The following is an 11433-nucleotide window of genomic DNA, read 5'->3' on the forward strand; positions in this document are numbered from 1 at the left end:
GATGCTTAGTGTGGCGGCGGGGGGGAGACCTCTCTTCGAAGGTTGTTTTTGCATTCGAATCAATGTGTCTCGAGTGGATAATGGGTTGTGTAGCGAAGTTTGTGTTTAATGGAGGCTCTCATATCCTTTGACTCGCTGAAGTGTCCTGTGTTGCGCGGGCCCACAGTGGCCATCCTGATGGCGACATATGAAGGATGTCAGTATCTCGACGATCAAATGCGTTCCATTTTCTTTCAGAGCTTCCGTAATTGGAAGCTGTGGGTTTCTGACGATTCGGTACGCGATGAAACCTGGCAGCGCCTCACTTATTGGCAGTCGCAACTCGGGCCTGCCATGTCGATTGTGCGAGGAGGTCGGCGCGGTGTTGTGGCTAACTTCATGTCGCTTGTTTGTAGTAATGAAATATCGGCAGATTATTATGCTTTCTCGGACCAAGACGATGTTTGGGGTTGCGATAAGTTGGAGCGTGCGATTGACTGGTTAAACGGGGTCGGTCGGGGTCGGCCTGCGCTCTACTGTTCAAGGACCCTGTTGGTAGATGATTCGAATAGGATCAAGCTCGGTGTGTCTCCGCCCTTTTCCCGGGAGCCGGGGTTCGCGAATGCGCTTGTGCAGAGCATCGCCGGGGGAAATACTATGGTATTTAACAAGGCTGCATGCGAGTTGTTGCGTGAGGCAGGGGGGGATGTCGATGTCGTCGTGCATGACTGGTGGGTTTATCTGGTCGTGGCCGGGTGCGGCGGCGCAGTCCATTTCGATCAGCGACCGTCGTTACGGTACAGGCAACATGGTAACAACCTGATCGGTGCAGGTGACGGTGTCAAAGCCTCGATGGAACGTATCTGGCATACGCATCTGAAGGGTGTTTATCGTGGCTGGATTGACCGCAATGTCCGTGCCTTGGAGCGCTTGCGCCATCGCATGACCCCGGAGAATGTCCGACGACTTCAGTCCTTTCTCGATGGGCGGGGTAAGGGGCCTTTGGGGCGGGTTGCAGGCATTCGGGCGGCGGGCGTCTATCGTCAGACTTGGACCGGCAATGCGTCGCTTTACCTTTCGGCCTTCCTTGGCAAGCTCTGACTGTTTGTTTATCAAAGTTATTTCATGATCGAGCCTGACCTACGAGGTAGGTCCGTTTTTTTTGGCGGTTTTGCTAGCGTCATTTTTCTGGGGGTTTTCTTTAACGTGTCTTCGAATGTTTTTTCCGTTTCGCCAGGGAGGGCCTGCCGCGGCCTATGGCGAGACCGAGAGTTGCTGGCGGCGCTTGTTCAGCGCGAAGTGCTGGGGCGATATCGCGGATCGGTGATGGGGGTTATGTGGTCGTTCTTCAACCCCATCCTGATGCTCGCCGTTTATACGTTCGTATTTAGTGTTGTTTTCAAGGCGCGGTGGAATGTCGCCAGTGAGTCGAAGACCGAATTCGCGCTGGTGCTGTTTGCGGGATTGATTGCCTACGGAATTTTCTCGGAGTGCGTCAATCGGGCGCCAATCTTGATCGTCTCTAATCCGAATTACGTGAAAAAGGTTGTTTTTCCGCTAGAGCTGCTGCCGGTCGTGACAATGGGGGCAGCCCTGTTCCATGGGCTGGTCAGCACTGGGGTGTGGTTCATCTTCTATTTATTTTTTTTTGGCGTACCGCCGGTAACTGCACTGCTTCTGCCGTTCGTTTTTCTGCCTCTTGTTCTGCTGACCTTAGGGCTTTCATGGCTTTTAGCCTCGCTCGGCGTCTACCTGCGCGATGTTGCGCAGGTTGTGACGGTGCTCACCGGTGTCTTGATGTTCATGTCGCCCGTGTTCTATCCCATTTCGGCCTTGCCGTCGGAGTTTCAGAGCATTTTGCTTATTAATCCGCTGACCGCGTCGATCGAGATGCTGCGCGATGTCATTTACTGGGGGCGTATTCCCGACGCTCAGACTTATATGGGCAACCTGATCCTCGGCTTGCTTGCGGCGTGGTTCGGATTCGCGTGGTTCCAGAAAACACGTAAGGGGTTTGCAGATGTCCTCTGATTTCGCCGTTTCAGTCGCCAATGTAAGCAAGTGCTACTCCATTTACGAGCGGCCGCGTGACCGTCTTCTGCAGATGCTCAGCATGGGCTCCCGGCGGTACGCAAAGGAATACTGGGCGCTTCAGGATGTATCTTTCGAAGTCCGCAGAGGCGAAGCAGTCGGCATCGTTGGTCGGAACGGGAGTGGTAAGAGTACCCTGCTGCAGATCATAACCGGAACCTTAACGCCGACGTCCGGAGAGGTTCGAACCAATGGTCGTATCGCCGCATTGCTCGAGCTCGGGTCAGGCTTCAATCCCGAGTTTTCCGGGCGGGAGAACATCTACCTGAACGGTGCGCTGCTGGGATTCGAACGATCCCGCATTGACGATCTGTTCGATGACATCGCAGCCTTTGCTGACGTTGGGGATTATCTCGATCAGCCTGTGAAGACCTATTCGAGTGGTATGTTGCTGCGGGTGGCTTTTGCCGTACAGGTCCAGGTTCAGCCCGACATTCTGATCATTGACGAGGCGCTTGCCGTGGGCGATGCATTGTTCCAGAAACGCTGTTTCCAGAAAATCGAGCGTTTGTTGAGCGACGGAGTTACATTGCTTTTTGTATCCCATGATCAGGAGAGCGTGCGAACGCTTACGAATCGCGCAGTGTTGCTGAAAAAGGGGCGCGTCGCGGCATTTGGTGTGTCGTCGGAGGTGGTGCTGGAATATCGCCGTCAGCTGCATGATGATGAATCGGCCTATTTCGGTGAGATCGCAAAACGCATTGGTGACAAGGCGGCCCAGGCGAATGCCGTCAAGCTCGACGTTTCGGCCGCATTGCCAGAGGCGCAGGCGCAGGAGAGCGTCGGGCTGACGGGGGCTTCGAGGTCCGACAGATTGTCATTCGGTGATGGGGAAGCCAAGATCCTGAAGGTGGAAACCTTTACTTTGGACGGCGAGCCGGCTACGGTTTTTTATCCGGGTGACGTTGTCCGGATACGGATGACCTGTCAGTCCTCGATCACGACAGACAAGTTGAATGTCGGGGTCCGTATCCGCAACAAGGAAGGTGTCAAGGTTTATTCCTGGGGCACACTCAATCAGGATATGGCGCGTCGTGCCCGTAACGAGAGCGACGCGCTCTTTTGGACGCACACGGTGCAGGCTGGAGAGATATTTCAGGTCGACCTGGAAATGCAATGTGCCTTGGGGGTCAATCTATACGAGGTTCAGGGGTCCATCTCTTATGAAGAGACCCCAGATTACATGACGCAGCGAATCTTACACTGGATTGACGAAGCGGCTTTCTTCCAGGTGCTCATGAAGCGCGATGAGTATTTTTTCGGCGGAGTGTCCGATCTGAAGATGCGGGCGAGCTGGTGAATCGGGGGGTGTTGTGAGCGTCTTTCAGTCGATTTGCACAGGTGATTTTGGAATGCCCGATGTCCGTTGAGCGGAGTGAACGCGTGGTCGATGTAACGGCTCTAGCGACACAGGTTGCAATGACTTGCGGTCCTTGTCGAGTGCTGGTCGTGGGACGCGACACAGACGAGCTGTTGCGCGCCTTGTGGGAGGTCGGCTTCGATGCGAGTCGTTTCGACGTCGAGGCTATTGCGGTTGGTGCGGAGTTTCACTTACCTTTTGCCGAGGACAGCTTCGATGCGGTTGTCTCCTTCGGCGGACTCGAGTCCATTGAGGTTGAGCTTCTGCCGGCTGTGCTCGCCGAGATCCGGCGGATAACCCGACGCGCCTTACTGTTGTTCGTCGATACCTCGGGAGCGGTGGATGACGCGCTGAAGAATCGTCGCGGCTGGGAGGTCGCCTGCTTCGATGCGGGATTCAGAAAGCATCCGCTTTTCTATCGCTGTAACGACTACACGGCCCTTGAGCGAGACAGCGCGTGGATCTTCGTCCCGCTCGAGAAAGTGCCTGCGAATGCGTGGGCGTGCTACCCGATGGCGGCATTGCGGGAAGAGCGCGATCTTCACATGGATATGCTGCGCGAGTCGGGAAGCCGATCCGATGCGCACGTCGGGCGCTACCATTTTGCCGCCCGTTTCGTTCGTCCGGGCGACGTGGTGCTGGATGCGGCGTGCGGCCTAGGGTATGGCACATATGTCGTTCGCAGCGAGACGCGGGCGCGGAGCTTTATCGGCATCGATGCAAGCGAATACGGGGTCGACTACGCCCGGCTCAATTTCGCCGGCGAGGCTATCACCTTTCGTCAGGGTATGTTGCCGGAGTGCCTTGCCAGCGTTTCGGACAATTCGGTTGATCACGTACTGTGCTTCGAGACACTCGAGCATGTCGAGGATCCGGTGCGACTGCTGGCTGAATTCCAGCGGATATTGACCCCTGGTGGACGCCTGACCTGCAGCGTGCCTCATGACTGGAGTGACGAAACCGGAAGGGATCCCAACCCCTTCCACTTCCATGTGTATGACAAGGCGCGCTTTCTTTCGGAGTTGGGGCGCTACTTCGAACTCGAACGTCTCGTCGCGCAAACCGCAGATCGCGTCAAGCAGCCGGGCGATGCGTGTGTCTGGTTGAAACGTCCGAGATCGCTCAGCGACATTCCGGTGGACCGAGACGAGATCGAGGCCGAATGGTTGCTCGCTGTGGCGACCAAGAGTCCATTGGACGGTTGGCAGGTTCCGTACCGAGAGAACGCATTCTCGCCGGACGAGCAGTGGGAGGCCGGTAATGCGCTGGCCTTTGCCCGGGACTATGCTAATCCTTGGCTAATCCGCGCAATGGTCTCGATCGGGCTTCGCACCGATAACGTGTCGCTCCGTGCTCAATGGGCAGAGGCGGTCTGGCGTGATCCGAGGTCGGGTGACGCCGACCGGGGGGCTGCGTTGTGCGTTCTGGCTTACGCGAGCCAGGCAGAGGGGAGTGAGCTCCCGAGTGCGACGTTGCTCGACTGGATTGATGGTTATATCGTTGGCGAACGGGACGCGCTGAATCCAACGGTGCTGCGCTGGCACGTGTCGTTGCTGTATGTTGGCGGACTGCTGGCACTGGCCGGCGGTCAGCGGGGCAGGGCTCGCAGCTATTTCGAGCGCGTACTCGCTGCCCCAGTCGCTTCGTATAGTGCCACCCTGCTCACCAAGCCGGCGGAGGCCTCTTACCTGCTCGGGTTGTTGCTTGCCGCGGAAGGGCAGGGCGCCGAGGCTCAACGTATCTGGTGGGATACCTTCCAGCGAATCCTTGCTGCCTTGGGGGAGAGACTGACGCGTGGTTACAGCTCCCGGCCACCGGTATTCGAAGTCCGGGAGCTCGCCACGGCCCTTTCGTTATGCGGCCGGCTCCTCGCGGCAGCCACGCATGGGGGCAGTTTGGCAAGCCGTTCCGGCATTTTCCACGATGAATGTCACGCGGATAGTGTGTTTCAATCGCGGACGCTTGGCGAGTTGGAGCGATTGCTTGCGAACCTGCGACGGGATTTTCTCGATCAGCAAACGGGCCTCGAAGAGCTTTCCCTTGGGAAGGGGTGGCTCGAGCAGCAATGGAGCGCCTTGCAGCACGAGGTTCGGCTCCGCGATGACGGGCTGGCCCATCTGACTGGGGCCAAGGCGTGGCTAGAGACGCAGACGGCAGCCTTGCAGAACGAGTTAGTGCGTCAGCGTGAGGCGAGTGACAAAGCACTCGAATCCTGTCAGAAGGAGGCGTCGGTGCTCGAGGTGGGCAAGGCGTGGCTCGAAGCGCAGTGGCGAGCTTCGGAGGCTGAGCGCAGCCGCCTGCAGCAGGCACTTGCCGAACTGGAACGTGGCAAGGCATGGTTGGAGCAACAGTGGAAGGTGGGGCAGGACGCCTTGGCCCAACAGCGCACCGAGTTCGAAGCGCTGCTGGAAGGCAAGCTCTGGCTCGAAGATCAATGGACGCATGTGCTGTCCGAGCTTGAGGCGAAAGGCACTGAACTCGCTACGCTCATGGCCAGCAAGGATTGGCTGGAAGTTCAGTGGAAGGCGGGGCAGGATTTGATCAGTCTCAAGACCGCTGAGCTGGAGGGCGTCCTTGAGAGTAAGCGCTGGCTCGAGGGGCAATGGGAGGCGGTCAAGGCCGCGCTGGCCAATCTGACGGATCGAGCGGATTGGCTGGAGGGTCAGTGGCGAGCCGCGCAGGGAGAATGTTCCCGCCAGCTGGCGGAAATCGCTGCACTGGTCGAGAGCAAGACTTGGCTCGAGCAGCAGTGGATGGCGTGGCAGGAGCAGGCCCGTTTGAAGGATGTAGAGCTCGGTGTCCTGTCGGCGGGTAAGGATTGGCTCGAATCTCAGTGGTCTGCCCGGGGCGTCGAGCTCGAGAATCGCGAACGTCGCATCCACTTGCAGCAAGCTGAGATCGCCAGACTGGTGGCTGGGCTCGAAACGGCAGAGACACAGTTGGGGGCGCTCGGTGCGGAGAAGGCCGGGCTTGAAGCTGAGCTGGTCGTGGCTCACGACAAGTCACTCAGGTTGAAGCAAAGCCGACTGTTCCGGTTTTTCAGGAAGCTGGGTTTTTTCAATTTTTTTTGATTTGTGGAGAGATAGCGTGAAGAGAAGTATCGTTTTATTGTCCGCCATTGCATGTGTAGGTCTGGCTGCGTGCAGTTCGAAGGACGATGCAATCGCCGAACTGAACAAGAATGGCGTGGCCCTTTCCGCCGAAGGCCTGACCTATTCGGCGTCTCAGGGTGACAAGCACAGCCTTGAGCTGCTGCTCAAGGCAGGTCTAGATCCGAATGCCAGGGACAATGCTGGCAACACCCCGCTGCATACCGCCGCCTGGGCCGGCAAGAAGGAGGTCGTCGAGCTGCTGCTCAATAACAACGCCAACCCCAATGTGGCGACTCAGGCTGGCCTGACGCCCCTCATCGGCGCAGCCTCCCAAGGTCAGACCGAGGTTGTGAAGCTGCTGCTGGCGAAAAAGGCCGACATCAACGCGAAAACCGTCGAGGGCAGCACCGCCCTGATGGAGGCCGTCTGGAAAGAAAACAACGAACTGGTCAAGGTCCTGCTGGACGCAGGCGCCGACCTGAACATGAAGAAGGCTGACGGCTATACAGCCCTGGACCTGGCCAAGGCGAAGAACAACGCTGAACTGGTGGCGATGCTAGAAGCTAAAACCGCAAAATAGGCAGGTGCTTTGGCCCGGAGGCGCTGGTCACCGGGTCGAGGTGATTGATCAAGCTCGAAAGAATTCGGCTAATGAATAAAGAAAATGCCGTTGATGTGAGTCTGTTGATTACCTTCCATGGTGAAGGTGTGCTCGCGCATTCAACACTGAACTCAATCGAACGTTGCCGCAGATACGCTGAAGCCGCAGGGATTACAACCGAATATGTTTGGGTGCTGGATGCCATTAATGACGAAACCCGTGAGGTGCTGATGGCCCACCCGGCAGCCGGGGGCAACGTCCAGATCGTCGAGGTCGCCCATCGAGATCTCGGGGCGTCGCGGAATTCAGGTATCCAGGTGGTGCGTGGAGAGGCCGTGGCTATCCTCGATGGCGATGATTACTTTTCGACGAATTGGATCGAGCGAGCCTGGTTCTATCTCAAGGAGTATGGCGATCAAGCCATTCTTCATCCTGAGTTCGTCGTGAACTTCGGTGCGCATGCGGCATATTGCTGGCAGGTTGATCAGGCTGGACAGTATTACGAGCAGGATGGCCTTCTCGTGAATAATTACTGGACCTCGTGGACCTTTGCCAAGCGTTCGGTGTACCTGGCCTGCCCTTATTCGGTGACCCGTCCCCTCCAGACCGGATTCGGTTACGAAGACTGGCACTGGAATTGCGAATCGATTGCCGCCGGCTACGAGCATCGCCTGGCATGGGGCACAGTGGGTTTTTATCGCCGTAAGAAGACTAGCCTCGTGACGTCGACCGCTGCCTCGGGGGCCATCGTACCGTCATCTCGCCTTTTTGCGCGTAACTCACCCTGCAAGGACACCCCATGAACCGGCGAAGCGTATTTATGCTCCTTCGGGTAGTGCACCTGGCGCTGGACCGCTCGTTGACTTCTGTTTTCGGCAGCCGGTTCAGGCAGAACTACATTCGGATGAGCTACAGGATCAAGACATCCCTGTTCCCCGAATACGGCGCTTATATCCCGACTCCCTCCGAGATTGGACCCGTTCCGCAAAGTGTGGTCTGGATGCCGCCAGCGATTCCAGGCTGGGTGCTGGATGAAATGAAGGACTTGGCGCGCGACATCGACCCCATTCTCTATCCGACCGATCAGTTTCTGGCCAACTGCCGTTACTACTCTTTTCCAGTCCTGCCGCGTCCCGGCAAGATCTATCGTGAATTGATGCAATGCTGCAGGGCCGACCATTACACCCACTGCTATGCGATTCCCTGGCTGAAGCGGGGTGGTGCCGATTTGGTGGCGCTTAAGCACATAGAAGCGAGTGCCCGGACCCCTGGTTGCAAGGTGTTGGTCATAATGACCGAGCCGGGTGACTCTCCATGGTTGTCGCGGATTCCCGCCGGTGTCGATGTCGTCGACGCGTCCTTGTTCGTGGGCGAAATCTCCCATGACGAACTTCTTTTGATTCTAGTGCGAATCGTGGTTCAGTTGCAGATCGACACCTTGCACGTCATCAATTCCCGGCATGTCTGGGAGATCGTGTGCCGTTATGGTCTTGCCGTTTCGCAGCGCACTCAGATCTTTGCGTCGATCTATTGCGACGATTTCGACCGCTATGGTCAGCCAGTGGGGTTTGCCCGTCAGTACCTTCCTGATTGTTATCGCCGATTGACTCGTGTATTCACAGACAACAACGCTTTCCCAGAACTCCTGCGCCAGACCTACGGCTACAGCCCCGAGTTGTTCCACGTTCTGAAGAGCCCGGTGGATGCATCACTGTCGGTGCCCTCGGTTCGTAAGCCCGAGGGGCGCAGGGTGCTATGGGCGGGGCGGCTCGATCGCCAGAAGCGCCCTGATCTGCTGTTGGCCATTGCGCAAGCGCTCACCGACGTCGAGTTCCATGTATACGGCGATGCCGTGCTCGATTACAAGACCAGTGTTGTTGACAGCCTTCGACAGCTAAAGAATGTCCGCATGTTGGGAGGGTTCGACGGAGTCGAGAGCCTGCCTTTTGGGGCCTTTTCTGCTTTCCTGTACACGTCCCAGTGGGACGGTACGCCGACGATGGTCATTGCTGCTGCGCTGGCGTCGATTCCCATCGTTGCATCCCGAGTCGGCGGCGTAGGAGATATCGTGACCGAGGAGCGGGGCTACCCGATCGCGGACATCGACAACGTAGCGCTTTACGTGGCGCGAATCAACGAGGCGCTCGGCGATCCGGTTGGGGCTGAATCCAAGGCTGCGAGGGCGCGTGAGTATGTGAAGAGCGAGCACTCGGGGGCATCTTTTGCGCAGGCAATCGCGGCCATCCCTGGCTACATGCCGGCAGCGGCTGGCGATCCAGGAGCTATTTCCGGAGATGTCGAATCATGCGCTGCCTAGTGCTTGGTGCTTGTGGTTTCATTGGCCGGCATTTGGTCGGTGAACTTTTGGCCAGTGGTCAGGATGTCGTGGCTTACGATCGAGCGGAATCGTTGCACGCGATAGCGCAGGATTATCCCCAGGTCATGTGCATTCCTGGCGACTTCCAGCAGGAGACCAACTGGGGGGCGATTCTAAAAGGGGTTAGGGTCTGCTACCACCTGATTTCCACCAGTGTTCCAAAATCCTCCAACGATGATCCGATCGGTGACGTGATGGGAAACGTGGTAGGGACGCTGCATCTGCTTGAGGCTGTTCGGCGCCATAACGTGCGGATCGTCTTCACGTCGTCGGGTGGCACCGTCTACGGAACGCTAAGGGGAGAATTGGTCGGTGAGGATCATCCCACCGAGCCACTGTGCTCGTATGGCATCACCAAGCTGGCCATCGAGAAGTACCTGCAGCTCTACCGAGAGCTTTACGGTGTGAGTTCTGTGGTCTTGCGCATCGCCAACCCCTATGGTCCAGGTCAGCGCCCGGACTCCATTCAGGGAGTGATTGCCGTGTTTTCGGGGCGAATCCTTCGGGACCATGCCGTCGATATGTGGGGCGACGGCTCGGTCGTGCGTGACTACGTCTTCGTCAAGGATGTGGCCGCAGCGATGCGTGCGGCTGCTGCGTATGGTGGCCGCCGTACTGTGTTCAACATCGGCTCGGGCCAGGGTTACTCTGTGCGTGAAATCCTTACCTCGCTAGAATCCCTGACTGGCAAGAAGGCGGATGTGATCGTTCATCCGCCGCGGGGGTTCGACATTCCTAAAAGCGTGCTCGACATTTCCCGTGCGCGGGCAGAGCTGGGCTGGTCCCCCCGCGTCGATCTGCACGAAGGGCTCACCCAGACGCTCGACTGGATGCGCGACTGTGTCGCGAGTGGTCCCGATCTATGAATCGCCTCGTTTGAACAGTCAAGACGTTGAGTGGGTAGCTGATCGATCAAAGTGCCCCAGTTTCTTGATATCTATGTGGAGCAACTTGCCGGGCGTCTTGCGCTCATGGCGCTGGACGGGTTGCTTCGGTTGTGGGTCACGAGAGCCCGGTCCGACGCAAAAGCCTGTAGTGCAGGCCGGCAGTACCCGTAGCAAGATAGCTGTGCAGCCACCTGCCCGCACCGGGTGATACACCGAAAAATCCTATTGAACCTTCACATTTAGGAAGCCAGGGGCGATTCACTCGGTGATTTTGCTGCAGACGCTCGGGTTTGGGCGCTAAATGTGCGGAAATCCTCCCTTGCGTATGCTCAGGGGCACAATTCTGGGTAATTGAAAAGCTGGAGCGATGCTCACGACGCTAAAATGGCGCGTCGGTAGTCGAGGCCGAAGGGGCGACAAGCCACATGACACTGTGAAAGGATGTGCGTGCAAAGCGCTTCTAATCTTAATGTAGGTGGCCCGCGCGTTCTCGTCGTGGGCGATGTAATGCTGGACCGCTACTGGTTCGGCGATGTCGATCGGATCTCCCCCGAGGCGCCGGTGCCGGTCGTTCGCGTGTCGCGCACCGAAGAGCGACCCGGCGGGGCGTCCAACGTTGCCCGCAACGCCGCTGCGCTGGGTGCCCGGATGACGCTGCTGTCGGTGGTCGGCCGCGACGAGGCGGGGGCGAGCCTGCGGCGCCTGATGGCCGAGGGCGGCATCGACGCGTCGCTCCACGAGGACGAGGCCTTCGACACCATCGTCAAGCTGCGGGTCATCAGCCGGCAGCAGCAGCTGCTGCGCATCGACTTCGAGACGGCGCCGTCCCACGAGGTGCTCGCCGCCAAGCTGGCCGAGTTTGCCGAGCGGGTGGCGGATTGCGACGCGGTGATCCTGTCCGACTACGGCAAGGGTGGGCTGGCGCACATCGGCGAGATGATCCGGCTGGCCCGGGCTGCCGGCAAGCCGGTTCTGGTGGACCCGAAAGGCGACGATTTCAGCAAGTACGCGGGGGCTACGGTCATCACCCCGAACCGGGCCGAGCT

At 58.1% G+C, this 11433-nt stretch carries 9 protein-coding genes and 1 pseudogene; 9 read left to right on the plus strand and 1 reads right to left on the minus strand.

Annotated elements, in window-relative coordinates; all coding sequences use genetic code 11:
- Positions 1 to 177 precede the first annotated feature (177 nt).
- From ACE3N6_RS02795 to ACE3N6_RS02830, 8 genes are all read left to right on the plus strand, one after another.
- Positions 178 to 1080 carry a glycosyltransferase gene (locus tag ACE3N6_RS02795; RefSeq protein ID WP_374243645.1) on the plus strand — a complete coding sequence of 301 codons (903 nt, stop codon included), beginning with the start codon at positions 178 to 180 and terminating at the stop codon, positions 1078 to 1080.
- Positions 1081 to 1104: 24 nt separating this feature from the next.
- Positions 1105 to 2010: an ABC transporter permease gene (locus ACE3N6_RS02800; protein ID WP_374243646.1), complete on the plus strand. Its 906-nt coding sequence runs from the start codon at positions 1105 to 1107 to the stop codon at positions 2008 to 2010.
- The gene (locus ACE3N6_RS02805) at positions 2000 to 3370 is read left to right on the plus strand and encodes an ABC transporter ATP-binding protein (RefSeq protein ID WP_374243648.1); all 1371 of its coding nucleotides are present in this window, start codon (positions 2000 to 2002) and stop codon (positions 3368 to 3370) included. The genes ACE3N6_RS02800 and ACE3N6_RS02805 overlap by 11 nt, the downstream gene beginning before the upstream one ends.
- A 149-nt stretch (positions 3371 to 3519) precedes the next feature.
- Positions 3520 to 6501 carry a methyltransferase domain-containing protein gene (locus ACE3N6_RS02810; RefSeq protein WP_374243649.1) on the plus strand — a complete coding sequence of 994 codons (2982 nt, stop codon included), beginning with the start codon at positions 3520 to 3522 and terminating at the stop codon, positions 6499 to 6501.
- 16 nt (positions 6502 to 6517) lie between these two features.
- On the plus strand, positions 6518 to 7102 hold the full coding sequence (locus tag ACE3N6_RS02815; RefSeq protein ID WP_374243650.1) for an ankyrin repeat domain-containing protein: 585 nt from the start codon (positions 6518 to 6520) through the stop codon (positions 7100 to 7102).
- A 44-nt stretch (positions 7103 to 7146) separates the two neighbouring features.
- Positions 7147 to 7926 carry a glycosyltransferase family 2 protein gene (locus ACE3N6_RS02820; protein WP_374243651.1) on the plus strand — a complete coding sequence of 260 codons (780 nt, stop codon included), beginning with the start codon at positions 7147 to 7149 and terminating at the stop codon, positions 7924 to 7926.
- Positions 7923 to 9440 carry a glycosyltransferase family 4 protein gene (locus ACE3N6_RS02825; protein WP_374243652.1) on the plus strand — a complete coding sequence of 506 codons (1518 nt, stop codon included), beginning with the start codon at positions 7923 to 7925 and terminating at the stop codon, positions 9438 to 9440. The genes ACE3N6_RS02820 and ACE3N6_RS02825 overlap by 4 nt, the downstream gene beginning before the upstream one ends.
- The gene (locus tag ACE3N6_RS02830; protein WP_374243653.1) at positions 9428 to 10366 is read left to right on the plus strand and encodes an NAD-dependent epimerase/dehydratase family protein; all 939 of its coding nucleotides are present in this window, start codon (positions 9428 to 9430) and stop codon (positions 10364 to 10366) included. The genes ACE3N6_RS02825 and ACE3N6_RS02830 overlap by 13 nt, the downstream gene beginning before the upstream one ends.
- Before the next feature lie 42 nt (positions 10367 to 10408).
- Here ACE3N6_RS02830 and ACE3N6_RS02835 read toward each other — a convergent pair.
- Positions 10409 to 10504 (minus strand): annotated as a pseudogene (locus ACE3N6_RS02835) (IS481 family transposase); the annotation flags it as partial.
- 390 nt (positions 10505 to 10894) lie between these two features.
- Here ACE3N6_RS02835 and ACE3N6_RS02840 point away from each other — a divergent pair.
- The coding region (locus ACE3N6_RS02840; protein WP_374243654.1) for a bifunctional heptose 7-phosphate kinase/heptose 1-phosphate adenyltransferase at positions 10895 to 11433 on the plus strand (539 nt) is incomplete at its 3' end.

This window comes from Zoogloea sp. (assembly GCF_041904905.1).
Taxonomy (GTDB): Bacteria; Pseudomonadota; Gammaproteobacteria; order Burkholderiales; family Rhodocyclaceae; genus Zoogloea.

Coding starts and splice junctions, on each gene's coding strand:
- ACE3N6_RS02805 (WP_374243648.1), top strand. CDS start 2,000: ATGTCCTCTGATTTCGCCGTTTCAGTCGCCAATGTAAGCAAGTGCTAC.
- ACE3N6_RS02825 (WP_374243652.1), top strand. CDS start 7,923: ATGAACCGGCGAAGCGTATTTATGCTCCTTCGGGTAGTGCACCTGGCG.
- ACE3N6_RS02800 (WP_374243646.1), top strand. CDS start 1,105: ATGATCGAGCCTGACCTACGAGGTAGGTCCGTTTTTTTTGGCGGTTTT.
- ACE3N6_RS02830 (WP_374243653.1), top strand. CDS start 9,428: ATGCGCTGCCTAGTGCTTGGTGCTTGTGGTTTCATTGGCCGGCATTTG.
- ACE3N6_RS02795 (WP_374243645.1), top strand. CDS start 178: ATGGCGACATATGAAGGATGTCAGTATCTCGACGATCAAATGCGTTCC.